Source organism: Paenibacillus sp. FSL R5-0407 (assembly GCF_038009185.1).
Taxonomy (GTDB): Bacteria; Bacillota; Bacilli; order Paenibacillales; family Paenibacillaceae; genus Fontibacillus; species Fontibacillus vini.
The window spans coordinates 400,835-425,115 of the sequence record NZ_JBBPAX010000002.1; the positions used below are offsets into that span (position 1 = coordinate 400,835).

A 24,281-nucleotide genomic window follows, 5' to 3' on the forward strand; every position below is an offset into this window, starting at 1 on the left:
TTAGCCCATACCCATATGATTGTTGCCTTCGCAGGATAACTCCCACGTTCTCAGCTCGTAGGATTCTACTCCGGCCTGCACGTAAGGGTCTTTTTCGGCAACCGCCTTCGCTTCTTCGTAACTGGCCGCCTTAATGATGACCATCCCGCCGCGATAATCGGTAAACGGGCCGCACAGCACGAGCCTGCCTTGACGGTCCAGTTCCTTCAAATGCCCGACATGGGCCCGGATCAAATCTTCCGACATTTCCTTGCCGGGGATCACGGACAACAAAATGACGTAACGAATATCCTCTTCTCTGGTTAAATACATGAAGATCGCTTCCTTTTTTTTATTTTCTGCAGCTTGGGTATCGGTCGGTATTTATTCCTTCAAGATCACGTGGCCAAAAGACCGCTGTCGATCCGCTCCTTTGCCTGCGCCGCCTCCGGAGGAAGCCAGCAATGCGGATCCTCCCCCATATGCGTCTGATAATAACCGTAAGCCACGCCCCGGCAGCCGCCGCAGCGCTCGCGGATCACGCAAGTTCCGCATTTGCCCCCCAGGTTGCTGCGATCGCGCAAATCCGAGATGACGGAGGACTCATCCCATATTTCACGAAAGGGCTTATCCTTCACGTTCCCGATGCCTACCGGCAGCATCACGCAAGGCGTAACCGTTCCGTCCGGGGCAATATACCCCTGGCCCGTCCCCGCCTGGCAGCCGCGGAATGCTTCCTGGCGCGCCAACGACGAATCGACCAGAGCCATCTGCGCCAAATGACTGGTGAACTTCATTCTGCCGGCATACTCCCGGCGTTTGTTCGCCCAAAGGCGGGCAATCTCCTTCCATTTCTCGGCCGAGAGGTCCATGGCCTGGCTGCCCCGGCCGACCGGGACGAATTGGGACAGATTGAACAAATGAATGCCCTGCTCGTAGGCGAATTGAATAACATGCTCCAAATCCTGCACATTGTCCCGGTGCGGCGTAAAACAGACATGCGTCTGCAACCCCGCCTCCCGGCAGGCATGCATTGCTGCGGTTGCCCTTTCGAACAATCCCGGCAAACCGCGCACTTGATCATGGACCGGTCCCAGTCCGTCAAGACTGATCTGGACGCGGTGCAAACCGAGCCGCTTCAGCTCATGCGCCCGTTCCTTTTGAATCCACCAGCCATTGGTACCGAGTCCGACCTGCATGTTTCTTTTCACCGCATGGGAAATCAGTTCGTCAATGTCGGGCCTGAGCAGAGCCTCGCCACCCGATAGAGCCAAATCCACGACGCCCAATTCGGACAGTTGATCAATCAGGCCGAGAGCCTCTTTCGTGTCCAACTCCCCGGGCAAGCGGCAGCCCGCGCTGGAGGAACAATGAACGCAGTGGGCATTGCAGAGATTCGTGACCGCCCAGACCATATGCAGCGGATAGCGGAGTATGAGACTCATGAAACCCCTCCTCTTCTTTATGATAGTTTCGCGTGTTCCGGCGGTCCGGCAATCACCCGGAATAACGATTCTTCCAGCAGGCGGCCGGCCAGATTTGCGAGTTGCCTTTCCGTTATGTCGTCGATCCTGTCCAGCACTTCCTGCAGGGGAACCATCTCCCGCCCTGGAAGCCAGGCCTGCGCCATCGAAATCATTCTGCTATCCGTAGTGGAAGCATCTACCGCGAGTTGGGTCTTGATTTTATTTTTAGCCCGCCGGAGTTCGCCAGGATCCCCTTTTCCTTCATGCAAGCGCCTCAGTTCATCCATCACGATACCCTGGACCTTTTCCTCTTGTTCTGCAGGAAACGTACCGTAAATTTTCAACATGCCTCCTCCGGAAAAAGAGGTATATACCGCGTTGGCCTGCTCCGCGATCCGCGCCCGCACCAGCACCGTTTCAAATCTTGAGCCCAGCGTATTGTCGTCGCCGAGCAGCGTGCACAAAAGATGGGCGGCATAATGATCCGCACCTTGTAGCGGCGGAAGCCGCCATCCCCAAATTCCCGCGCCCTTGCGGAAAAGAGGGGCCTTTAGTTTGGAGGTACGCTTTTCCGGCCCGGCAATCGATCCTCCCATGCTTCGCTTTTGCCGGACCGCTTCGGACAGAAGACCGTCTGCGCTCGGCCGCCAATCCTCCAGCGAAGTCAGCGCCTCATCAATCTGTTTCTCTTCGTAGGCGCCTGTAATAATGACGAGCGTATTGTCGGGGACGTAATGACTTCGATGGAAAGCGCGTAACTCCTGAAGTTCCAGATCTCTAATTTGTTCCTTCGAGCCGATGAGGATGCCGCCCATCCTGTCGTCGAAGCTTAACCTGTGAAGCTCATGGAGCATTACGCTGCGCGGCTCATCCAGTTGCCTCGCCAATTCCTCCTGAACCACACTTCGCTCCACTTCATAGTCGGCTGCATTCAGCTTGGGATGACGCACCATATCCGCCAGCACCGGAAACAGGCTGCCGAAATACTCGGGCAGCATCCGGGCGTATATGCATGTCCCTTCCCAAGCCGTAAAAGCGTTCATGTCCGAGCCGGTTTCCCGCATCGCCCGCCGGATGTCTTCCTCAGAAAATGCTTCGGAGCCCCGGAACAGCATATGCTCCAGCATATGAGCGGCCCCCGCTTGATTTGGCGTCTCGTCGCGGGGCCCGCTCAAAACGTAAAAACAGACCGACACCGTAGCCATGGACGGCATCCGGTGCAGTAATACCCGAAGATTATTCGGCAGCGTAACCGATCGTTGCTCCATGATGGAATCTCCTCCTCAATGAATCGCTCCCGCCTTAAGATCGCTTGCCGCCAACGGGCCGATGCTGGCAATGCCTAGGGAATTCGTCAGCGCATGTCGGGAGATCGCCTCCGAGACCGCCCCTGTCGTCACTCCTTCGATCGATCGGCGCATAGCCTCCAGCGTACTCGGATATTTGGGATACCAGCCCGAGGTAAGCAAAGTATTCATCCGGGCAACCGTACTTTCTGAACGCATCACCATCTGCTTGATCAATTGGTTTTTGGCGGATTGCACTTCCCGTTCCGTCACTCCATCGCGTTCAAGACGCCGCAGCTCCAGAATGATTTGTTCCAGCGCCTCCAGCGCCGACTCCTTCCGGGAACCCAGTTGAATGGTCATCAGGCCGGCGTCGCGGAAAGAAGTAAGGCTGCTTCGAATCTGATAAACGAGCCCTCGGCGCTGTCGGATCTCCTCATACAGCCGGGATCCGTCCCCGCCGCCGATAATCTGAACCAGAACGGCGAGCGGAAAAAAATCGGCATCGTCATACGGAACACCGGGAATCCCCAGCGTCAGATACGCTTGATTCGCTTCTCGTTCCTTGGCGATGATTCCCGGCGTCCATAAGGGAGCTTGCTCGGACGGGAAGCAGGCCGAAGACGTATTACCTTTCCAATTATCTTGGCAATCATCCAGCAGTTTTTCTAAATGATCTTCTGCGTAGTTCCCGACAATAGCGAGTACGCAATTAGCCGGTTGATACAATCGCTCGGAAACGTTTCGGACAGTCCCGGGGTCCAAAATGCCGTAACCGTCGCTTCGGCCATACGCCGACCTGGCAATCGGCTGCGTACCGCCCATGGCTTGTCTGAGCAAATCGGCCGTACATGCCTGAGGCTCATTTTCGCGGGCCGCAGCCTGATGAGCCGCCAGAGATCGAAACGCGGCAAAGGAACGCTCCTGCAAGCCCGGTGCTGATACCGCTTGAAGCAACGTCCGCAGCGTCTGCGCAAAATATGGAGCGAGGGCCGTGACCCAATATCGGGTCCACTCTATGTTCGGAGCGGACTTTTTATGGATTCCCAGATCGGCCAGTTCGGTGGAAAGACCGTCCCAAATCCAATATTCAAGAATCCTCGAACTGCCCAGTTCCCACGGTTCTTCCAGTCTCGCGCCGGCGCCTGTCAGCAAACCGACCGAAACGGTTTCTACATCTGCCTGCGGCATCGCGATTACGGATAATCCATTAGTCAACCGCCGCAAAAATAAGCCGCTATTTTCCATGACCATCGCTCCTTGAAATAGATGGAGACAAAAGGACCTCCCTGTGAAGAAAGGTCCCTTCCTTCCGCCGGTCAGATTACCCGCCAGGCAATCAGCGACAGCTCGCCCAAATCCACAATATCCATGTAGTCCACAGCCGAAAGCAGGTCGCATTCTTTCATTTCGGATAATGAAGCCCTAGCCGTTTCCAACAGCAATTCTTTATTTTGTTCCATGATCTCACCTCCTTTCCCAGCCGAGAGAGGATTAGTTCGAAATCGTAACCAGTTTCCGTTGCTCCAGTCGCTCCAAAAGCTTCCAGACAGCCATCTTTCCTTCTTCACAGCCTAAAGCGGGTATTTCTTCGGAAGCGATCGACGCCAGCTTATCAACCTCGCAGGAATATTCGCATAATTTCAAAATGGCATGGGCCACGGGCTGCAGCAGATGAATCTCGTCCGTCGCGGGATTGTATACGATGAATTTCCGGTTTTCCTCTTTCCGTGTAACAACCCCCGGAGTTCGGCTGACTACACTGTTTGAATTGATATTGCTCATCACGGTATCCTCCTATAATGCCGCGGCGGTTTCCGGTACGATCCAGCAATACGGATCGCCGAGCGCCGGGTCTCCATAATAGGCCAGCGAGGCCGAGCGGCAGCCGCCGCAAACAAATTTATGCTCGCAAGTTCCGCAATTCCCCTCGGTTTTGGACTTGCGGTCGCGAATACCGGCAAGCAGCGGGGAATGATTCCAAATCTCGTCAAACGTAGATTCCCTCAAGTTTCCCGCCGCCATGGGCAGTGTTACGCAAGGGGTCACATTGCCTTCCACCGTAATTCTCGCCGTTACCCGGCCGGCTCCGCAGCCGATGTACATGGCGCCTTCTTTTGGAGGCAGCATCAAAGCGACCCGGCAGTCGTGCCAGTAGATTTTCATTCTGCCAGCATATTCCTCCTGCATCTCGATCCATTCCTCGATCACGCCTTTTAATTCCTCCGGCGACAGAGCCAAATCACGGTCTCCCCGGCCCGTCGGTATAAATTCCGACAGATTCGCTCCGTTGGCCCCCAGCTCCGCCGCCAACTTCACTACGTTTCTGCCGTCCCGGAAATTCAGCTTCGTCGGCGTATAGCCTACGGTCACACTGATTCCGTTGCGTACCAGACATGCCACGGCCTCTACCGCTTTGTTGAACAGTCCCGGTACTCCGCGGACCTGTTCATGCACCTCCGCCGTGGCACCGTCGATGCTGACGCAAACGCTCTGGATTCCCGCTTGCTTCAGTTTCCCGCACATCGTGTCATTGATGACGGCACCGTTCGTTCCGACAGACACCATCATGCCGTGACCGCTTGCGCGTGAAGCGATCTGCATCCAGTCGGGGCGTAGCAGCGCCTCCCCTCCGGACAATCCCAAAATCAAAACACCGGCGTCCGCAAGCTGATCGACTACGGACAACGCCTCCTCCGTCGAAAACTCCATCGGATGAGCCAGTCCGGCTCCGGAATAGCAATGCACGCACTTGGCATTGCACCGTAGCGTAATTTCCCATACCAGGTAGAAAGGGGCTTTGAATTCGTCTTGAATCGTTGCAAGCACACTCACACACTTATCCTCCTTCCGTTTAGATGACTGCCATATTTCTCCAACCCTGATCCAGCTGATTTCAAAGTAACACACCTTCTTTTTCCGCTCATCGTCCATTTGAAGTAGATAGGAGTGAAAAATCGGAAATCAAAATGTTCTTGGGGAGAACGAAAGAATAGGAGAAAACGGAAAATGCCGGAAGAACAGATGAATGTGCGAAAAACGAAATGGGGGAAGTTCCATGGGGATTATATTGTGGGAAGAATGGTGGGCGTGAGAGGTAATTAAAAACGGTAAGAGGACGTTTTGCGGAGGTATGCGGTAAGGTGCGAGAAGAAAGTTTGATGGAGATATGTGATAAGGTGCTAGGCAAAGGTTTGACGGAGGTATGCGGGAATGTGCGAGGCAAAGGTTTGATGGAGGTATGCGGGAATGTGCGAGGCAAAGGTTTGATGGAGATATGTGGGAATGTGCGAGGGGATAAGGTGCGAGGCGAAGGTTTGATGGAGATATGTGGTAACATGATCAGTTGAGTGAAGGATGGTGTTACGGGGGCGATATCCAAAAACTAGTTATTTGAGAGTCTGTAAAATAATTTGTGTAAACTCCCAATTCTACTAAAATGGAAAGTAATAGAAAGGTTGGGGGAACACATGGGACTTTGGACAAAAGAGCAATTACGAGCTTTCATTAAGGAGAACAAACTGGTAACGGCTCAAGATGCACAGAACGCTTTGAAAGAGTTGTTTGCAGAGACCATTCAAGAGATGTTGGAGGCAGAACTCGATACACATCTTGGATATGAGAAGCATGAAGTTAAAGCCAAAGTAACACCCAATAGCCGGAATGGCAAGAGTAAAAAGACAGTGGTTAGCGAGTACGGTGAGCAAGAAATCATGGTCCCTCGGGATCGTTTGGGTGAGTTTGAGCCCTTGGTTATACAGAAACATCAGAAGAATGTGACCGGAATCGAAGATCAGATTATAGCTCTTTACGCTAAAGGTGTCAGCACTCGGGAGATTCAGGATCATCTCCAAAATCTGTACGGAATCGAAGTCTCGCCTACACTCATATCCAATGTTACGAACAAAATCGTACCTCTCATCAAGGAATGGCAAAATCGGCCACTTCAAGGTGTCTACGCGGTCATATACATGGACGCGATTCATTTTAAAGTGAAACAGGACGGAGCTATTGTAAATAAAGCTGCATACATGGTGATCGGAATTGATCTGGATGGGAATAAGGATGTGCTGGGTATGTGGATTGGCGAGAACGAATCCAGCAAGTTCTGGCTCAGCGTACTCAATGACCTTCGAAATCGAGGGGTCCAAGATATCCTTATTATCTGTGTGGACAACCTAAGTGGCTTCTCTGAAGCGATTGCAGCTTGCTATCCAAAGACCGAAATCCAAAAGTGTATCATTCACCAGATCCGTAATTCCACTCGCTACGTATCGTACAAAGATCTTAAGAAAGTCACCGCTGACTTGAAGCCGATTTACAAAGCAGCCACGGAAGAAGGCGCCCTGCTTGAACTGGATCGGTTCGAGGAAGTTTGGGGCACCAAGTATCCGCTCATTGTTCGCTCTTGGAGAAACAACTGGGGAGAGCTCTCAACGTTTTTCAAATACCCGCCGGAGATCCGCAAACTCATCTATACTACCAACATGATTGAAAGCTACCACCGGCAGCTTCGTAAAGTGACCAAAGGAAAAAGCATTTTCCCTACCGATGAAGCCTTGCTTAAAATGCTCTACCTAGCCACAATGGATGTTACTCGTAAATGGACAGGTCGTGTCCAAAATTGGGGGCAAATGCTACTCCAGCTATCCGTCTTCTTTCCGGATCGCATCAGTAACTATTTACGTTAGAAACGCCAAATCCCCCTCGGGGGATTTGCTTGACAATGAGTTTACACAAAAATCTTGACAGACCCTTATTTGACGTAGCGTCGGACTATCCCATGTATTTCTAACGGACACCACGGACGTTAAAATGCCCAAAATTGCTCTCTTTGAATTCTAACGGACACCAAAGACCTTAAATACGCTAAATCGGCCAATTTCTGACTCAATTTGAGCGATTAAGGTCACCTGTGTCCGTTAGCGGTTCAAAAGTCCGGATTTGTTACGTTTAACGGCTCCTGTGTCCGTTAGAATTAAGGCTGTGGCAAAAAGGTCATGCGACCACAACACACAGACGGTTAAAGCACATCTCTTGGTTAAGGCGCATCTCGTGGTTAAAGCATATCTCATGTTTAAAGCGCATTTCATGGGTAAAGCATATCCCATGTTTAAAAGCACATCGCTATGTTCGAAGTACGTCTCACGTTTAAAGCACATCTCTACGTATAAAGCATATCTAGCGGTTAAAAACACAGCGAGATATTTAAAACACCTCGCAGCTAGAGTACACCCTAAAAATCATACCAAGCGCCGCGGCAGTGTGATAAAGCAATATTCAGCTTAGGTTCCTTTTCCAGCAGCCTTAACTCTACCCTTCTCTTTCCAAAGGCAGCTTGGCATATTCCCCCATGGCCATGGAAACGGCCTCCATCCTTTTGTGAACACCAAGTTTGCTAAGCACATTGCGAATATGAGTGCGTACCGTGTTATAGGTGATGTTCATGCCGGTAGCAATTTCTTCCGTCGAATACCCTTGACACATATACCTTAAAACCCGCATCTCGCTAGGGGTGAGCCCGAAAGACGGCCACATCTCCTGCACTCGCTCCAACACCACATGAACCACCCGGTCCGTCGACTCCGATCCTCGGCTGATAAATACTGTTTTGGATACAGGGATCGCCCGGTTGCGAGCATTCAAATAGACATGGCGCTTTCCCAGATAACTTCCCATCGTTTTAGCCGCTTGATGGATCGGACAATCCTGATCGCAAACGCAGCGGCCCTGGGCATCGCAAAACAAGGAAAGTTCTCTGCACGGCATGCCAAGTGTTTTGGCGGCTCCAATCCCGGTCAACTGCTCCATCCCCCCATTCCAGGCTAGGATGATTCCCTTCGAATCGATCTCAAAAGCGGAATTCGACAATTTCTTGATCCAGACAACTGAGTCCCTGAGCTGTTCCTCTTGGCTGGCAGAGTTTATCATATTCTCACTCCTCACGTTGATCCCGCTCTTTAATGGTTTCCGACAGTATTGGCTTGGCCAAATCCTATATTTGCTTCATGATAGCAATTTTTTACTATATAAGGAAGAGGTGGAAATAAGGTGATTTTGTCGAATGCTGGCACCTGCAAAATTTCCAACAAAAAAAGAACCTTTGAACTCCCGCCGATACGGAAGTCAAAGATTCTTTACAATTTTATGTCATTTTAGTTGGATCAGATCGCAGGCATTACGTTTCCGCCATTGACCGGAATGTAAGCCCCGGTAATAAATCCGGCCAGATCGGATGCCAAAAAAGCGACCGCATTCGCGATATCCTGATCCTCACCTCTGCGCTTCAGAGGTACCTGTTCCACATAAGCGGCGTCATTCAGGTCGTGTGCACCGCGATCTTTTTCGCTGATCGTCCATCCCGGAGCAACCTGGTTTACGGTAATTTGATGCGCGCCTACCTCCTTGGCCAAGACGCGATACACGCCGTCCATCCCCCGTTTGCCTGCCGTATAGGCGGATTGGCTCGGGAAGTTTTGCATAGCGCACTCGGTATTGATCCCGATCATTCGTCCCCAACCTTTGTCGATCATCCCCGGAATAAAAGCTTTGGCCAAAAATACGTTCTGCATGACGCAGGATTCAAACTGGCTCACATAATCTTCCGGCGACTGTTCCAAAACGGAAGTCCATCCGTATTGCACAACGGCATTCGCAACCACGATATCGGGATCGCCAAGCTGCTCGCGAATCTGTGCCTTCATGTTCTCGATCTGCTCTTTTTTCGTAATGTCGCCTTGGACGATCATGGCTTGTCCACCGGCTTCTTCAATCTCTTGAAGCAATTCGCGTGCTTTTCCTGCGTTGCTCATATAATGGATGGCTACTTTCGCTCCGCACTGAGCCAATGTCCGGGTCATGATTCTGCCAAGCTGTCCTGTGGCTCCGGTAATCAGCGCGATTTTTCCCGTTAAGTCGATATTCAACACTGCCATGGTCTCCTCTCAAGCCTGTATTGTTACAGGGTTATGATGCTCCATTATTTCAATTCTGCAAAAACCCTTGGATTCCTGCCGCATTAGTTGGGCATCTTCTCTTCGCGTAATGAACACTGCAACTTTTATTAACTATTTTGCAATATATATATTGCATTTTGGTGATTATATTATTATAATTCAACCATAACCTTCAAAAAAGGAATTATACCCATGAAAGGGGTTTTGATCACGATGAAGTTATTCGCCAAAAACAAGCTGGTCGATGAGCGCATTCTCCATCTTAGAAACAAAATTTTCAAAGAGTCCTACTTGGTGGTAATGGTCATATGCAATCTTTCCTTATTCTTGAAAGTGCTGGTATTCCAGAGCGGTTGGGAGTCCTTTATAACCGAACTCGTGATTGTGTCGGCGGGCAATCTGTATTACACGATCCGTACCGTCATGCTCGGGATCTATTCTGACGAGGTCGAGGCTCACGATAACCGGAGTAAAATGTCCTACAGTCTCAAAAATATTTTGACCGGCCTCGGCATCGGCCTTGCGATCTCCTTGTTCTTCGGCATCCGCAGTGCGATTCTGTACGCAGACGGCACCTTCTTGAACCAAGCCTGGTATTTCTTCATTGTCTTTATGGCTTCGCTCATGATCTATCTGCCGTTCTTTATCGGCTTTCTTGCCGTCTCTCACTCCTTAGCTAACAAAGCAAGCAAAAAAGCCTCCGATGATGATCTGCTGGATTCTTGAAGAAAGGGATAGGATATAGCCTTATGAAAAATCTCAAGTTAAAGATGGCCCGGGTGGAAAAAGATCTGTCCCAGGATGAATTGGCACAGCTGGTGGGAGTGTCCAGGCAAACGATCGGTCTCATCGAACTTGGCAAATACAACCCGTCTCTCAGTTTATGCGTCGCGATCTGCAAGGCGCTGTCCCGCACGTTAAATGACCTGTTCTGGGAAGAAGATTAAAGCGGGAATAACCCTCCCAACGCATAAAAAAAGGCCTGAGGCCTAGGAATTCCTGCATTTAAACCAGGAGTTCCAGTAGGCTCTCGGGCCGGACCAATTTATATTTGGCTGGAATAGACTCGTGATTGTTACACCCCCACAGAGCCAGGGCAAAATCAACTCCCGCATCTCTGGCGCATTCGCAATCATAGATCGTATCACCGATATAAATGGAGCTTTTAGGATCCGAACCTGAAATCTCCAAATATTTTAGCAAAGGCTCAGGATTGGGTTTATGTTGTTCAGTATCCTCGGCGCAGACCTTGTAGGGTAAATACTCCATCAGCCCGAACGGTATAAAGTCATCTCTCAATTCCTCGCCCGTTTTGGAAGTTACGATTCCCTGTTTAAAATCCCTTTGACTCAGCGTCCTCAGCACTTGAGAAATCCCGTCAAATACGCTCATGGTGGAATAGAAATCCTTCATGTAACGGTTCCAGCGGTCATTAGCCTCTTCAATGTTGAGAATGCCGAGTCTCGGTAACGCTACTGCTCCCGGGATGCCCAGGACAAACCTCAGATCCTGCGTATCCATCTCGATCCCGTAATCGAGGGACAGCATTTTTTGCAGCGATCCCAGAACAGCATGCTCCGTATCGATTAAAGTACCGTCAACGTCATAAATAATAGATGTGTACATTTTTTCTCATCCTCCTACTATTGGTATGCCTTCCTTCAAACCTATTCCAGCATAAAAGATGAAATGGATTTCAGGTCAATCCCTAAATAGAGGAGCGAAGGATCATTTTATAAGGCGTCTCCACTTTGGCTTTGGATTTGGTCATGGCCAGATCAAAAGCTTGTTCCCCGACCTTAACCAGTTGATGATCTAAGGTAGAAATGTCGAGTCCGACGCCGACCGGCTGATTTTCTTGCCCGATAATGGCCAGATCTTCCGGGATACTCAAGCCAACCGATCTGGCATACTTGTAGATTCCGCCGGCAACCTCATCCCCGTTCGCATATATTGCCGTCGGTCTCGGATTTATTCCGAGCAGCCGCTGGCCCGCCGCCATTCCGTCTTCAAAGCTGAAGCAATCGGACTGCCGGTAAACCGGATCAAACTGTCCGAACACCTTCTCATAGGCCGCAATCGTTTGACGGGTGCTGACGCTTTCGGTGCCCCGTGCAGTGGTAAAGGCGATGTTCCGGTGCCCCTTCTTTTTTAACAATTGAAAAACTTCAAGATACGCGGCGTACCGGTCCATATAAGAGCAGCCGATTTCCGGATGTTCCGTATATTCGCAGGAAATCACCGATCCGTACTCGGTAAAAGGAAGGATATTCTCCCAAGGGTTGGCTCGCGACGTGATGATGATGGCGTCCAGCAATTTATTTTTCAACATAAATAAGTGTTCGATTTCTTTATCCGGATTATATTTGGTGGGCAGCACCATGATTGCGTAATCGTTCTCCACGGACCGGTTGAGCACCCCGTGCAAAAGTTGATCGAATGCCTGATTATTCGTATAGGGGATAATGACCCCGATTTTCTTCGTCTCTCCGCGGATTAAATCGACGGCATTCCGGTTGGGCGTGTAGTTCATTTCTTCAATGACTTTCAGGACCGCGGTCCGCTTTTCTTCCGATACATATTTGTGATGGTTCAGCACACGGGAGACGGTAGATACGGATACGCCGGCCAGCCTGGCGATTTCATGGATATTTGCCATAGGGTTACTCTCTCCAGACGATATTTATAATGGTTCCTGAAAATAGTATAGCGCCCCGTGCCCTCCATATCTAATATTTGCGGTTGTTTACCTCCAATTCGGCGGTCACTTCGGTAAAGACGCTTTCCGGGGTGACGATTTTTTTCGGGAGCGTGCGTCCCTCCATCAATTCATTCACCGCCTGCATCAGGTTCGGTCCCAGGAGCGGGTTACATTCCACCACTGCATTAATTTTGCCTGCGATCATGCTCTCCAGCGCCCTGCGTGTACCGTCCACGGAAATAATCACAATGTCCTTCCCCGGCTTCAGTCCGTATGCTTCAATCGCTTCAATCGCGCCCAGCGCCATATCATCGTTGTGGGCATACAACACCCCGATGCCGTCTCCGAACTCTTGCAGAAACGATTTCATAACTTCCCTTCCCTGCTCATGGGTAAAATCGGCGTATTCGCTCTGCAGCACCTTAAACTTGGCGTGCCCCTGAAGCGTATCCGCAAACCCTCGTCCCCGGTCGATGGAGGGGGTGGAGCCCGCTGTCCCTTTCAACTCCACAATGCCGACAGGCCCTTCCGTCCCGGCCATTTTGTCCACCAGGAATTTCCCTGCTTTTTCCCCTTCTTCATAAAAATCCGAACCGATGAGGGTCACATATTTCGACGCGTCTTCTACATCAACCGCCCGGTCCACAATAATGACCGGAATCCCCGCCTGCTGCGCCTCATCCAGAATCGGATCCCAGCCCGATTGAACGACAGGGGCGATCGCAATCACATCTACCTTACGGGAAATAAAGCCGCGGACCGCTTCAAATTGCTTCTTTTGCGACTGCTCCGCATTTTCAAAAATGAGCTCGATTCCCGCCTCCTCCGCCGCCTCCTTGACCGATTGACTGTTGGCGTTGCGCCAATCGCTCTCCGTGCCAAGCTGAGAAAAACCGAGCACAATTTGCCGTTTGCCGGTAGTGAGCGCCCCCTCCGCCGGCACCGTTCCGACCGTAGGAGTAAGGGGTGAATCGACACCGCCAGTACCTGCTCCTGTCTGTGAAGCCGGAGTCCCCGGCGATTCGCAGCCCGCCAAAATGGCAAATCCAGCCAATATGAGCAGCGTAAAAAGAGGAAGCAGGATATGTACTTGGAAACGTCTAGTATGTTGCGTTATGGAAGGCTTATGGGAATGCACTTGGGATTGCGTTGTGAATAGTATTGAATAATGCTCTATATATTGCTTCGGGTTCTGTTCGCTCAAGCCGCTCGCCTCCCTGATCAAGTATCTATAAGCCATTCTTACCACAAGCCAGCCTTGGAGAAAAGAGCGAAAAAACCTGAGACTGGAGTATCAGGTTTTTTCTATCGGTAAAACCAGGGGATCCGTAGAACTCGGTCGGGGTTTGACCAGGACCGGATTGGTCGTTACCTCCAATAGTCACCCTTAGTCGATTTCCCCCTGTATGTTGTAGCTCCCTATTTGTATGTCTCATTGGAAATTTTCCAATAAGAACAATGGAAAAGGGCAACTAGATGGATTCTCATTGGATATTTCCAATGAGAATCACCGAAGACGGGTGTTTTAGGGGAATCTAGGCTCCGGTCATTGGAAAATATCCAATCACGAAGGGATTTCCATCGTTTCGAGCTAATTTGATTGGAAAATATCCAATCATCGATTGAATACCGAGGAATCCATACCTAGCACCCTCGCCCAGACATTGCCGAAATCAGCCTATTCCTAACCCATCCATTGCCTATATTCGCTCATACCTACCTTATTCCGAACCCAAACTTACCCCAATTTCCTCAACCTAGCCTATACTTTGCGCCAGTATCTCCCCATACTTAGCCAACTTAGCGCAAACTTCCATCCTTAGCCCGAGCTTCGCCCCGTCAGGCGACGCTCGCCCAGCAGCCTTTGCAGCAGGATGAACAGCAGCAGCAGCACGCCGATCACGATCCGCGTCCACCAGGAGCTGAGCGTCCCTTCAAAGCTGATGATCGTCTGAATGACGCCTTGGATCAGGACGCCGAAGAAGGTGCCCACCACGTAACCTACGCCGCCGGTGAGGAGCGTTCCTCCGATCACGACCGCCGCGATAACGTCGAGCTCCATGCCATTGGCATGCAGTCCGTAGCCGGACAGCATGTAGAAGGTAAACACGATGCCCGCCAGCGCAGAGCAGAAGCCGCTAAAGCCGAACACCATCATTTTCGTGCGGGCCACGGGCAATCCCATTAACATCGAGGACGGCTCGCTGCCGCCGACGGCGTAGGTGTTGCGGCCGAATTTCGTATAGTGGGCCAGATAGATGCCCATAGCTACCACGGCCAGCGCGATCAGGACGCTGATCGAAATGAAGCTTCCGCCCGGCAGTTTGATTTTCGTCTGAGCAACCGACGTGTAAAAAGCATTATCGATCGTTATCGTGTTAATGCTGATGACATAGCAGAGCCCCCGTGCGAGAAACATCCCCGCCAAAGTTACGATGAACGGCTGGATGTTAAAGTAATGGATAATCGCCCCCATGGCGGTTCCGAACAATACGCCGATGATCAAGACGAGCAGGATAACGATCATTGGCGGCCAGCCTTGCTGCAGCAGGCTCGCGGATACCATCGTCGTCAAAGCGATCATAGAGCCTACGGACAAGTCGATTCCACCTGAAACGATCACGAAGGTCATGCCGACAGCCGCGATCAGTAGGAAGGCGTTGTCGATCAACAGGTTAAGCAGCACCTGCATCGAAAAGAAACCCGTATAGCGGAAGGAACCGACGATAAAGATCAACAGAAACAGGCCGATCGTTACCCAGAGCGGAATGTACTGTCGTTTAAGCATGGCGTTTCACCTCCGGATTCGCGGTTTGCAAAGGACCGGCCTTCGGCCTACCGCGCAGCAACCCGCGGAACTTCTCGGACTGAACCAGGCAGACGGCCAGAACGACCAACGCTTTAACCACCAGCGTAATTTCCGGCGGAACGCCCACCATGTAGATCGTAGTCGTCAACGTCTGAATGATTAACGCACCGACCAGCGTACCCGCGAGATAGAAGCGCCCGCCGGTCAGGGAGGTCCCTCCGATGACAACGGCCAGAATCGCGTCGAGCTCATACCAGAGCCCGGCATTGTTGCCATCAGCGCTGGAAACGTTGGAGCTGAGAAGCAGCCCGGCGATGCCTGCGCACAAGCCGCAGAACATGTACACGGCCAGCATTACCGTTCGGGAGCGGACACCCGCGAGCCGGCTGGCCGTCGGCTTACAGCCGACCGCTTCAATAAACAGCCCGAGCGCGGTCTTCCGAGTGAGCAGCGAGGCGATCACGAACATCGCCGCGACGATAAAGATCGAAAACGGCAGCGTCAGCAGCGAGCCGGCCCCGATATACTGATATTTCGGGCTGAGTACAGTAATGATCTGCCCGTTCGTGATCAATTGAGCGATGCCCCGTCCGGCCACCATCAGGATTAAAGTGGCGATAATCGGTTGTATGCCGATGCGGGCCACGAGGAATCCGTTCCAAAGGCCGAGCGCAGCCGATAATACAAGCGCAATGCCTACCGCTACAAGCACGGCGACCAGGCCGTTTTGATCGGTTGCGCGGCTGATGCTGAGACAGGCCATCGCTCCCGTGATCGCCACGACCGAACCGACGGACAGGTCGATCCCGCCGGTAGCGATCACAAGGGTCATGCCGATCGCTACCAGAATGAGCGGTGAGCCAAAGTTCAATATATCAATCAGGCTACCGTATAGATGGCCATCCCGCATTTTAATAGAGAAAAAATCCGGCGAATAGATCAAATTAAATAACAATAACACGCCAAGCACCATCAATGGCCAAAACAAACGATGCTTCATCATCCCTTATCCCCTCCTGCAATCGCCTGCATCACCAACTGCTGGTTCATTTCCGTACCCGTCATTTCCTTCACCTTCCTGCGATCCCTCAACACGGCGATCCTATGACTCACCCGCAGCACTTCTTCGAGCTCGGAAGAAATAAAGATGACCGACATTCCCTTCTGCGCAAGTGAGAGCACCAGCTTCTGGATTTCCGCCTTCGCCCCGATATCGATCCCCCGGGTCGGCTCATCCAGGATGAGCAGCTTCGGCTCCGTCAGCAGCCAGCGGGCGAGCAGTACCTTTTGCTGATTACCGCCGCTGAGATGACGGATCAGTTGCTCCGAGTCGCGCGGATTGATGTTCAGCAGGGAAATATACTCCTCCGCAATCTCCTCCTGCCGTTTGCGCGGGATTCTCCGGAACCAGCCCTTGGAGGCCTGCATCGCCAACACGATATTCTCCCGAACCGTCAAGTCGTCGATAATACCTTCCGTCTTCCGGTTCTCGGAACAAAAGGCGATGCCCTGATCGATCGCCTGCCTTGGCGTATGAATACTCCCGGCACCGCTTCCCGCTAAACGGAGACTGCCCTTGTCCGGCCGGTCCGCCCCGAAGAACAGCCGGGCCATTTCGGTTCGCCCCGAGCCCAGCAGTCCGGCCAGGCCGAGAATTTCCCCCTGATGGATCCGCAAGTCGAACGGCTCAATCGCACCCTGCCGGCCAAGCCCTTCCGCTTCCAACATTACGACGTCATCCTTCTTATCGTTGCTGTCCGACTCATTCGATAGCGTCTCAAGCTTCTCAAGCATCACCAGCTCTTTACCGATCATCTTCGAGACCAGCTCGATTCTCGGCAAGTCCGCAGCGAGGTATTCCCCGACGAATTCTCCGCCCCGCAAAATCGTAATCCGATCCGAAACCTCATACACCTGATCCAGAAAATGTGTGACGAACAGAATGGCCAGCCCATCCTGCTTCAGCTTTCTCATGATGTCAAACAACTGCCGGACCTCGCTTTGATCCAAGCTGGAAGTCGGTTCATCCAGAATCAGTACCTTGGCGGATATGCTGAGCGCCCTGGCGATCGCAATCAACTGCTGCACCGCCACCGAATAGGATTCCAGAGGCTGGGTCACGTCGATCTGAAGATGAAGCCTTTCCTGCAGCAGCCGTTCGGCATTCCGGTTCATTTCTTTCCAGCGAATCCGGCCCAAGCGGCAGGGTTCGTTGCCGATATAAATATTCTCCGCGACGGACAGATTCGGGCACAGATTCACCTCCTGGTATACGGTGCTGATCCCCGCCCGCTGCGCTTCTTGGGGACTGTGCACCGCAATGGCATGTCCTTCCATCTCCACGCTTCCCTGATCGGCGGTATAGACGCCGGTAAGCACTTTGATCAGCGTCGACTTGCCCGCTCCATTTTCACCCATCAAGGCATGCACCTCTCCGGGAAACAGACGAAAATCCACTCCGCTCAAGGCTTTCACTCCGGGAAACTGCTTTTGAATCCCGGTCATTTGCAATATCGGTTGCAGTTCCTTCATTCTGCTCTTCTCCCCTCCAAGAGAACAGGCAGCCCCGGCGAAGCCCAAACGCCCGCGCGAAGCTGCCCTCCTCCTGTTACTTGCCATATCTTAATGCAGAACCATTTCGAACAAACAATTTCTTAATATTGGCGATTCGGCAGTTCCCGTTTCGCATCCTCGGAAGTAAATACGCCTTCTTCCGTAACGATCCGCTTCTCCACTTCCTTGCCGTCAACCACATCCTGCACCGCTTGCATCAATTGCGGACCGAGCAGCGGATTACATTCCACGATAAAATTGATTTTGCCTTCGCTGGCTGCAACGAATCCGTCTTTTACTCCATCGACAGTAATAATCTTGATGTCTACGCCCGGCTTAAGTCCGGCCGCTTCAATGGCCTGAATCGCTCCAAGACCCATGTCGTCGTTATGTGCATACAGCACGTCGATCTTCTTGTTAGCCTTCAGGAACGCCTGCATAACTTCTTTACCTTTGGCTCGAGTGAAATCGCCGGTTTGCGATGCGATTACCTTCAGATTCGGATTCGACGCAATCACCTCGGCAAAGCCCTTTTGCCGGTCGATGGCTGGCGCGGACCCTGTCGTCCCTTGCAGTTCAACGATATTAATTTCTTCCGTGGAATCCTTATATTGATCCACTAGCCATTGGCCGGCACGGCGTCCTTCTTCAACGAAGTCGGAACCGATGAACGTTTCATACAGCGAGGTGTCGGCCGAATCTACGGCACGGTCGGTCAAAATGACCGGGATGCCCGCATCCTTCGCTTCTTTCAACACGGTGTCCCAACCGGACTCCACGACCGGAGAAAAGGCGATGACATCCACTTTTTGCTGAATGAATGTACGAAGGGCTTTTATCTGGTTCTCTTGCTTTTGCTGCGCGTCGGAGAATTTCAGATCGAATCCGGCTTCTTTGGCAGAATCCTGGACCGATTTCGTGTTGGCCGTTCTCCAGCCGCTTTCGGCTCCTACCTGCGAGAATCCGAGCGTGATTTTCTTATTGGATGACGTATCCTTTTGCTCCCCATTGCTCTCCGCATTGGTTTGCTTTACCTGATTTCCCCCGTTTGCAGGCTCCTTGTCATTTCCTCCAGCCCCGTTGCCCCCGCCGCAAGCTGCCGAGAACAGCAGCATCAATGAAGCGGCCAGGATCAGGCCCGATCTTCTAAATGAATTCATCTTGTTTCCTCCCCTTTTTTTGGTTCACCATAGCCTGGCGTGACTCGATTATAAAACGCTTCCATTTTAGGAGGATACGGAGTTTCATCGCTTGTCGATGGCCTTTTTTGGGCGGATTTTCTTACAGAACATGATCTTGGTTTGTTTTTTTGCGCCAATAGTTCAATTTTTTATTAATGATTGCGTTTTCATAGGCGATCCTTCATAATTTGGAACAAAAGAGAAGGTTTTGCATTGCCGATGCCGACATCCTCCTTCGAAAGGCAGACGTCCGATGAAACTGATCAACTGGATCTCCTCCAGCCTGCGCGCCAAGCTGTTGATGATGTTCCTGTGCTTAACCGTCATCCCGTTAATTGGAATCGGGTTGGTTTCTTATCAGAAATCGTACAATACCGTTTATGAAAATAGTAAAGCCAGCGCCGTGCTCACCGCAGACCAACTGGCTCAAAACCTGGAAACCCTGTTCATCGACAGCGGCAAATTGCTGGAACTCGGGAGTCACCCGAGAGTGCTCCATTTTCTATATTCGCAAAATGATACCTATGAAGATGCCAAAGAGATTTTGAGAACGATAGATTCGTACCGCCAAACCTACAAATATGAGAGCGTTCTCAACATTACGATGATCAATTTGTACGGACGGGGCATCAGCGAACGGCGCGGCGTCTTCCAACTGGACAAAAACCCGCTGCGCAATCCTCACTTCACCTATTTGATCAACCACCCTGATTCCGTGCTCAACATTCCTCCGCTTGACTCTCAGCCGCTGGACCGGGTGGACGGTTTGCAGGAAAAGCCGGGGATCTCCATTATGGCTGCCGTAAAACAAAGGATTACGCACGAGGTAATCGGCTTTATCATTATAGACTTGGACGATTCCGAGGTGGGCCGGTTTTGCGACGAGGTGATCATTGGCGAGACGGGATTTTTTTATGTAATCGATGCCAGCGGCCGTCCGATATTCACCCCTTCCCGGCTGGACCGGGACAACATTCTTCCGGATAGCGACATGCTCGCCTCCTTGGCCTCCGGCACTTTGAGCAGTTACGTCGATAAGTCGAAGGGCGTCCCGAAGTTCATTTTCGCCTCTTCCTCACAAGCCACGGGATGGAAAATCATCGGTCAGGTTCCTTTGCAAGAAATCGTCAAAGAGGCCGATTCGATCCGTCAGCTCATTATCGTCAGCGTGGCGCTCAGCATTCTTTTTGCCGTATCGCTGCATTTCTTCATATCCTCCCGACTTACTCGTCCGCTGAAGCTCCTGAAGAATAAAATGAAGCTTGCGGCGTCCGGTTTTCTCGAATCGAAGGTCACGCCGTCGGGCAAGGATGAAATCGCCGATCTGGGACGAAGCTTCAACATTATGCTTGGAAAAATAAAAAGCCTGCTCGAACAAAACATACGGGAGCAGGAGGAAATCAAAAAGGCGGAGCTACGGGCGCTGCAAGCCCAAATCAACCCTCACTTTCTTTACAATACGCTGGATTCGATTCTCTGGATGGCGGAAGCGGGAAAAAACGACCGGGTCATCACCCTCGTGGAATCGCTCTCCCGCCTGTTCCGGATCAGCCTCAGCAAAGGACGGGACTGGATCACGCTCGAAAAAGAAATCGAGCATGTGCACAGCTATCTGGTCATCCAGCAAATGAGGTACCGCGACATTCTCGATTATGAAATCGAAACGGACCCGGAGCTCCGGTCTTGTTCCGTCCTCAAAATGACGCTACAGCCAATCGTAGAAAATGCGCTTTACCACGGTATCAAAAACAAACGCGGCAAAGGACTGATCACGGTCAGCGCCAGGAAGACGGAAATGAACGAGCTCCTGCTCACGGTCCGGGACAATGGCTGCGGAATGACACCCGAGAAATTGGAGCAGCTGCAGCGGAATTTGCTTAACCGCCGGATGCCTGCGGAAACCGGAGAAGAGGTGTCGGGCGGATTCGGGCTCCATAATGTGCATCAGCGGATCAAGCTTTTTTACGGAGATCAATACGGGGTGCGGATCGAAAGCGTTCCGCAAGAGGGTACGATCGTAACCATTTCAATTCCGATGAAAGCGGGGGATTAACGGATGAAGAAAGTACTGCTCGTCGACGATGAAATTCTCATCAGAGAAACGATTCGGGACTGCATTCATTGGGAACGGGAAGGGTTTCAGTATTTGGGAGACGCCTCTGACGGCGAAGTGGCCCTTCCGATGATCGAGCAGATGCAGCCCGATATTCTGATCACGGATATCAAGATGCCGTTCATGAACGGGCTTGAGTTGAGCAAAATCGTACGCAGCAGGATGCCCGACGTGAAAATCATTATTTTAAGCGGGCACGGGGAGTTTGAATATGCAAGGAAGGCGCTCAGCATGGGTGTCGTGGAATATTGTCTCAAACCGATCAGTTCCTCGGATCTGATGAGGCTGCTTCGCCGGGTTAGCGACAAAATCGACAAGGAACGAAGCGAAAAGGAACAGTTGGCGGGCCTGATGCAGCGGGAGCATGAAAAAACCGAGCTCTCCCGGCAAAAGCTGCTTAACGATTTGTGCGGCGGGCTGCTGTCAACGACGGAGGCGATCCAAACCGCGGAGGCCTTATCCCTCCGGCTGGTGGCACGCTGGTATGCCGTCGTCCTGATGGATCTGCGTCTTTCTCCGGAGAATAGACATGATCTGGATGTCCCTTTATCGGCGCTGAAACAGCATGTCGAAGACGGACGCGAGCAAATTTTGGAATACCGTTCCAGTCTCACGAAGACGGTCTGGATCGTAAAAGGCGACAACAAGGAAACGTTGGATCTTTTCCTGCGGCCATTCCGGGAGATGCAGAACAAGCTTGAGACAGAGTCTCATTGCTGTGAGATATCCCTTGGAATCGGATCGGCGCAAGAGCGCCTTCAGGGGATTCATCTTTCTTTTCTGGAAGCGGAGGAAGGTCTTCACTGGCAGCGCCTCTCGCGGCAAAACCGGAAGAATTTGCTGGAAGCGACCCGGAGTTCGATCCATCATAGCATTTTCCTAGACCGTCAGGCGTTTATCCGGTTTCTCAAAATCGGAACTCCCCGTCAGTTGGAATCATTCATTCCCGAGTTTGCTTCCGCGCTTGCTCCGATCGACTGGAACGCTTCGCTCACCGGCTATTATCTATTGAACGATCTTACGCTCGAGGTATTTAAAACCGCCGAGGAATGGTACCGGGGATCTGAAGCTGACGGACAACGGCTTGTTGATTTTCAGCAATCGATCGAATCAATCCGCAACTGGGGTGAGGCTTGTCATTATTTAACCCGGCTGGTAGAGCAATTCTGGCATTGGCGTTCTCATTCTTCCGACCGCTATGCTCATCTGCTGCTCCGGGTTAAGGAATATATTACGTCCAATTACGACAAGGACCATATTTCACTACAGGACGCCGCTGAATCCATCAACATGAGTCCCAGCCATCTCAGCAAAATATTTAGTCAGGAAACGGGTCAGACGTTTATCGAGTTCCTGACGCAGACACGCATCAATAAAGCGATGGAGCTGCTTCAATCCACCCAGGCCAAAACCTATGAAATTGCCTTTCAGGTCGGTTATAGCGATCCGCATTATTTTTCCAACCTGTTCAAGCGGGTCACCGGGATGACGACGACGGAATTCCGCAAGCAAGGCGCATCGTCTACGGCCGCGGTGTCTTTCGGTCTGGCGGAAGGAGAGCAAGATGAACGCGCTTCGTTTTTTGCGTAATTTCAAGTTATTTGGCTTGGCTTTGGGACTGATCGTCGCATTGACGATAGTGTTGGCTGGATGCCAAGGGCAGTCTGCTTCCGAAGGGAAGCAGACAACGATGAATACGTCGGGTTCTTCTGGTGGAGGCTCTGGGACAGGAGGAGGCATAACTTCGGAAACGGAGTTAAGGTTATCTTCTAAAGGCCTCCCAGGATCAGTCGCCGCTCCGGCCGCCAACTCGGCTCGCTTATCCGAGTCTCCTTCGGAAGCGTCCATGGACCAGACGCCGCTATATACCTTCGGCATCATTTACCCGATGGCGCATCCGTTTTATGAAGAGATCACCCGCTTGACGGAAGAAGCCGCTTCCCCGGAGAGGGTGCGGCTGGTCGTCAAAGCGCCGGAAGTCGTAAACCTGGAGCAGCAAATCCATATGATGGAGACGATGATCCAGCAAAAAGTGGACGCTATCGCCATCTCGCCTATCGATTCATCAGCGCTGGGCCCTGTGATCGATAAGGCGGTTCAAGCCGGTATCCCCGTCATCTGCTTCGAATCGGACGTACCGAACAGCAAGCGGTCATCCTACATCGGTACGGATAACGTCGATGCCGGGGTTCAAATGGGCAAAATCATCAAGCAAATGACGAAAAACAAGGGCATGATTCTGGTGGAATCCGGTGTGCAGCGGATGGAGCTTCATCAGAGGCGCCTTCAAGGACTTCTGGATTATCTGCGTGACGAAACCCGCATTCAAGTGCTTGAAGTCCGGCACAACGAAGGCGACAGCGACAAAGCGCTAACCGATCTTGAAGCGATGATCGATGCTCATCCGCATTTTGATGCCTTGGTATCCGTCGACCTCATTTCCAGCTCCAATTCGGTCCTGGTCTGGAAAGCCAAAGGCCTGAACCGCTACGCCGCCGCCTTCAATATGACGCCCGAAATGAAAGAGAGCCTGCGCAACGGCCAGATCACTTCGGTTCTCTCTCAGAACGAGGAAAGCTGGGGCCGACTCCTGATCGACCATCTCCTGCAAGCGGCCCGGGGCGAACCCGTCCCCCCTTTCACCGATACCGGAAAGGTGGTCATCAATAGCTCCGCTCCCTAAGGGCGATGTGTAGGTGTTTGAGGACGAAATGCTTAGGGGCCGGGCTCTGAGTAGGGTTGGATTGTTCGGCGAGGCTGCTCGGATGTGTTGGATGTGACTGCGGGTAGTGGGAGTAGCTTAAGCTCAGAGGTGGTAGTTACTTGTTTGGCGGTGCAGCTCGTGTGAGCTCGGGGGCATAGAAGCATCAGAGCACTAGTTACTTGTTCGGCGGTGCCGCTCGGGTGAGCTCGGGTGCATAGAAGCATCAGAGCACTAGTTACTTGTTCGGCGGTGCCGCTCGGGTGCGTTGGATGGATGCGGGTTGCTGGGGAGTGGGAGTAACTTGGGCTCGGAAGTGATAGTTACTTGTTCGGCGGTACCGCTCGGGTAAGGTGGATGGATGTGGGTTGCTGGGGAGTGGGAGTAACTTTAACTAAGAGTAAGTCTATTAGCGCCCGGATGGTAAAATTAACTGGAAAAACTACAGTTAATTTATCGAATAAGGCATTGTTGCACGATTTAACTGGAAAAACTGCAGCTATTTCGGGACCAATTTGACGAATCGGGAGAAATCG

The 24,281-nt window shown here is 51.8% G+C and carries 22 protein-coding genes; 6 read left to right on the forward strand and 16 right to left on the reverse strand.

The window, feature by feature from the left end; genetic code table 11:
- From NYE70_RS21080 to NYE70_RS21110, 7 genes are all read right to left on the reverse strand, one after another.
- Positions 1 to 312: a YciI family protein gene (locus NYE70_RS21080; protein ID WP_290407008.1), complete on the reverse strand. Its 312-nt coding sequence runs from the start codon at positions 310 to 312 to the stop codon at positions 1 to 3.
- A gap of 65 nt (positions 313 to 377) precedes the next feature.
- Complete coding sequence (locus NYE70_RS21085; RefSeq protein WP_341047988.1) at positions 378 to 1,424, reverse strand: radical SAM/SPASM domain-containing protein; 1,047 nt, start codon at positions 1,422 to 1,424, stop codon at positions 378 to 380.
- A 17-nt stretch (positions 1,425 to 1,441) separates the two neighbouring features.
- Complete coding sequence (locus NYE70_RS21090; RefSeq protein ID WP_341047989.1) at positions 1,442 to 2,713, reverse strand: M16 family metallopeptidase; 1,272 nt, start codon at positions 2,711 to 2,713, stop codon at positions 1,442 to 1,444.
- Between the two features lie 15 nt (positions 2,714 to 2,728).
- The gene (locus NYE70_RS21095; RefSeq protein ID WP_341047991.1) at positions 2,729 to 3,979 is read right to left on the reverse strand and encodes a M16 family metallopeptidase; all 1,251 of its coding nucleotides are present in this window, start codon (positions 3,977 to 3,979) and stop codon (positions 2,729 to 2,731) included.
- A 71-nt stretch (positions 3,980 to 4,050) separates the two neighbouring features.
- Positions 4,051 to 4,194: a hypothetical protein gene (locus tag NYE70_RS21100; protein ID WP_211021566.1), complete on the reverse strand. Its 144-nt coding sequence runs from the start codon at positions 4,192 to 4,194 to the stop codon at positions 4,051 to 4,053.
- Between the two features lie 31 nt (positions 4,195 to 4,225).
- Positions 4,226 to 4,516: a hypothetical protein gene (locus NYE70_RS21105; protein ID WP_211021565.1), complete on the reverse strand. Its 291-nt coding sequence runs from the start codon at positions 4,514 to 4,516 to the stop codon at positions 4,226 to 4,228.
- A 12-nt stretch (positions 4,517 to 4,528) separates the two neighbouring features.
- On the reverse strand, positions 4,529 to 5,566 hold the full coding sequence (locus NYE70_RS21110) for a radical SAM/SPASM domain-containing protein (RefSeq protein WP_341047993.1): 1,038 nt from the start codon (positions 5,564 to 5,566) through the stop codon (positions 4,529 to 4,531).
- 635 nt (positions 5,567 to 6,201) lie between these two features.
- On the opposite strand from NYE70_RS21110, the gene NYE70_RS21115 reads away from it, so the two are divergent.
- Positions 6,202 to 7,422 (forward strand): IS256 family transposase, encoded by a 1,221-nt coding sequence (locus tag NYE70_RS21115; RefSeq protein ID WP_211020084.1) that lies wholly within the window; start codon positions 6,202 to 6,204, stop codon positions 7,420 to 7,422.
- Positions 7,423 to 8,044: 622 nt separating this feature from the next.
- Here NYE70_RS21115 and NYE70_RS21120 read toward each other — a convergent pair.
- Positions 8,045 to 8,662 carry a helix-turn-helix domain-containing protein gene (locus tag NYE70_RS21120; protein WP_213655380.1) on the reverse strand — a complete coding sequence of 206 codons (618 nt, stop codon included), beginning with the start codon at positions 8,660 to 8,662 and terminating at the stop codon, positions 8,045 to 8,047.
- 233 nt (positions 8,663 to 8,895) lie between these two features.
- Positions 8,896 to 9,657, reverse strand: coding sequence for an SDR family NAD(P)-dependent oxidoreductase (locus tag NYE70_RS21125; protein ID WP_211022150.1), 762 nt, complete (start codon positions 9,655 to 9,657; stop codon positions 8,896 to 8,898).
- 222 nt (positions 9,658 to 9,879) lie between these two features.
- Here NYE70_RS21125 and NYE70_RS21130 point away from each other — a divergent pair, with 222 nt between their 5' ends.
- The gene (locus tag NYE70_RS21130) at positions 9,880 to 10,413 is read left to right on the forward strand and encodes a DUF6773 family protein (RefSeq protein WP_244861557.1); all 534 of its coding nucleotides are present in this window, start codon (positions 9,880 to 9,882) and stop codon (positions 10,411 to 10,413) included.
- A gap of 23 nt (positions 10,414 to 10,436) precedes the next feature.
- Complete coding sequence (locus NYE70_RS21135) at positions 10,437 to 10,634, forward strand: helix-turn-helix transcriptional regulator (protein ID WP_211021561.1); 198 nt, start codon at positions 10,437 to 10,439, stop codon at positions 10,632 to 10,634.
- A 58-nt stretch (positions 10,635 to 10,692) separates the two neighbouring features.
- On the opposite strand, the gene NYE70_RS21140 is transcribed toward NYE70_RS21135, so the two are convergent.
- From NYE70_RS21140 to NYE70_RS21170, 7 genes are all read right to left on the reverse strand, one after another.
- Positions 10,693 to 11,313: an HAD family hydrolase gene (locus NYE70_RS21140; protein ID WP_341047995.1), complete on the reverse strand. Its 621-nt coding sequence runs from the start codon at positions 11,311 to 11,313 to the stop codon at positions 10,693 to 10,695.
- A gap of 82 nt (positions 11,314 to 11,395) precedes the next feature.
- Positions 11,396 to 12,346, reverse strand: a complete 951-nt coding sequence (locus NYE70_RS21145; protein ID WP_211021559.1) for a LacI family DNA-binding transcriptional regulator — start codon at positions 12,344 to 12,346, stop codon at positions 11,396 to 11,398.
- Between the two features lie 70 nt (positions 12,347 to 12,416).
- Positions 12,417 to 13,592: an ABC transporter substrate-binding protein gene (locus NYE70_RS21150; RefSeq protein WP_341047998.1), complete on the reverse strand. Its 1,176-nt coding sequence runs from the start codon at positions 13,590 to 13,592 to the stop codon at positions 12,417 to 12,419.
- Between the two features lie 615 nt (positions 13,593 to 14,207).
- Positions 14,208 to 15,176, reverse strand: a complete 969-nt coding sequence (gene yjfF, locus NYE70_RS21155) for a galactofuranose ABC transporter, permease protein YjfF (protein WP_213655376.1) — start codon at positions 15,174 to 15,176, stop codon at positions 14,208 to 14,210.
- Entirely contained in the window at positions 15,169 to 16,200 is a 1,032-nt protein-coding gene (locus NYE70_RS21160; protein WP_290407018.1) for an ABC transporter permease, read from the reverse strand. The genes yjfF and NYE70_RS21160 overlap by 8 nt, the downstream gene beginning before the upstream one ends.
- Positions 16,197 to 17,729 carry a sugar ABC transporter ATP-binding protein gene (locus NYE70_RS21165; protein ID WP_341048002.1) on the reverse strand — a complete coding sequence of 511 codons (1,533 nt, stop codon included), beginning with the start codon at positions 17,727 to 17,729 and terminating at the stop codon, positions 16,197 to 16,199. Before NYE70_RS21165 ends, NYE70_RS21160 begins: the two co-directional genes overlap by 4 nt.
- 122 nt (positions 17,730 to 17,851) lie before the next feature.
- The gene (locus NYE70_RS21170) at positions 17,852 to 18,910 is read right to left on the reverse strand and encodes an ABC transporter substrate-binding protein (protein WP_211021554.1); all 1,059 of its coding nucleotides are present in this window, start codon (positions 18,908 to 18,910) and stop codon (positions 17,852 to 17,854) included.
- A 274-nt stretch (positions 18,911 to 19,184) separates the two neighbouring features.
- Here NYE70_RS21170 and NYE70_RS21175 point away from each other — a divergent pair, with 274 nt between their 5' ends.
- The 3 genes from NYE70_RS21175 to NYE70_RS21185 are packed head-to-tail and all read left to right on the forward strand — an operon-like array spanning position 19,185 to position 23,727.
- Positions 19,185 to 20,984: a sensor histidine kinase gene (locus tag NYE70_RS21175; RefSeq protein ID WP_211021553.1), complete on the forward strand. Its 1,800-nt coding sequence runs from the start codon at positions 19,185 to 19,187 to the stop codon at positions 20,982 to 20,984.
- 3 nt (positions 20,985 to 20,987) lie between these two features.
- Complete coding sequence (locus tag NYE70_RS21180) at positions 20,988 to 22,634, forward strand: response regulator (protein ID WP_341048004.1); 1,647 nt, start codon at positions 20,988 to 20,990, stop codon at positions 22,632 to 22,634.
- Positions 22,609 to 23,727 carry a sugar ABC transporter substrate-binding protein gene (locus NYE70_RS21185; protein ID WP_341048005.1) on the forward strand — a complete coding sequence of 373 codons (1,119 nt, stop codon included), beginning with the start codon at positions 22,609 to 22,611 and terminating at the stop codon, positions 23,725 to 23,727. Before NYE70_RS21180 ends, NYE70_RS21185 begins: the two co-directional genes overlap by 26 nt.
- Positions 23,728 to 24,281: the final 554 nt, after the last annotated feature.

What these genes read in the sequence shown, in the direction of transcription:
- NYE70_RS21080 (WP_290407008.1), bottom strand. Translation starts at nt 312, where the DNA reads ATGTATTTAACCAGAGAAGAGGATATTCGTTACGTCATTTTGTTGTCC.
- NYE70_RS21085 (WP_341047988.1), bottom strand. Translation starts at nt 1,424, where the DNA reads ATGAGTCTCATACTCCGCTATCCGCTGCATATGGTCTGGGCGGTCACG.
- NYE70_RS21090 (WP_341047989.1), bottom strand. Translation starts at nt 2,713, where the DNA reads ATGGAGCAACGATCGGTTACGCTGCCGAATAATCTTCGGGTATTACTG.
- NYE70_RS21095 (WP_341047991.1), bottom strand. Translation starts at nt 3,979, where the DNA reads ATGGAAAATAGCGGCTTATTTTTGCGGCGGTTGACTAATGGATTATCC.
- NYE70_RS21100 (WP_211021566.1), bottom strand. Translation starts at nt 4,194, where the DNA reads ATGGAACAAAATAAAGAATTGCTGTTGGAAACGGCTAGGGCTTCATTA.
- NYE70_RS21105 (WP_211021565.1), bottom strand. Translation starts at nt 4,516, where the DNA reads ATGAGCAATATCAATTCAAACAGTGTAGTCAGCCGAACTCCGGGGGTT.
- NYE70_RS21115 (WP_211020084.1), top strand. Translation starts at nt 6,202, where the DNA reads ATGGGACTTTGGACAAAAGAGCAATTACGAGCTTTCATTAAGGAGAAC.
- NYE70_RS21120 (WP_213655380.1), bottom strand. Translation starts at nt 8,662, where the DNA reads ATGATAAACTCTGCCAGCCAAGAGGAACAGCTCAGGGACTCAGTTGTC.
- NYE70_RS21130 (WP_244861557.1), top strand. Translation starts at nt 9,880, where the DNA reads ATGAAAGGGGTTTTGATCACGATGAAGTTATTCGCCAAAAACAAGCTG.
- NYE70_RS21135 (WP_211021561.1), top strand. Translation starts at nt 10,437, where the DNA reads ATGAAAAATCTCAAGTTAAAGATGGCCCGGGTGGAAAAAGATCTGTCC.
- NYE70_RS21140 (WP_341047995.1), bottom strand. Translation starts at nt 11,313, where the DNA reads ATGTACACATCTATTATTTATGACGTTGACGGTACTTTAATCGATACG.
- NYE70_RS21145 (WP_211021559.1), bottom strand. Translation starts at nt 12,346, where the DNA reads ATGGCAAATATCCATGAAATCGCCAGGCTGGCCGGCGTATCCGTATCT.
- yjfF (WP_213655376.1), bottom strand. Translation starts at nt 15,176, where the DNA reads ATGCTTAAACGACAGTACATTCCGCTCTGGGTAACGATCGGCCTGTTT.
- NYE70_RS21160 (WP_290407018.1), bottom strand. Translation starts at nt 16,200, where the DNA reads ATGATGAAGCATCGTTTGTTTTGGCCATTGATGGTGCTTGGCGTGTTA.
- NYE70_RS21165 (WP_341048002.1), bottom strand. Translation starts at nt 17,729, where the DNA reads ATGAAGGAACTGCAACCGATATTGCAAATGACCGGGATTCAAAAGCAG.
- NYE70_RS21170 (WP_211021554.1), bottom strand. Translation starts at nt 18,910, where the DNA reads ATGAATTCATTTAGAAGATCGGGCCTGATCCTGGCCGCTTCATTGATG.
- NYE70_RS21175 (WP_211021553.1), top strand. Translation starts at nt 19,185, where the DNA reads ATGAAACTGATCAACTGGATCTCCTCCAGCCTGCGCGCCAAGCTGTTG.
- NYE70_RS21180 (WP_341048004.1), top strand. Translation starts at nt 20,988, where the DNA reads ATGAAGAAAGTACTGCTCGTCGACGATGAAATTCTCATCAGAGAAACG.
- NYE70_RS21185 (WP_341048005.1), top strand. Translation starts at nt 22,609, where the DNA reads ATGAACGCGCTTCGTTTTTTGCGTAATTTCAAGTTATTTGGCTTGGCT.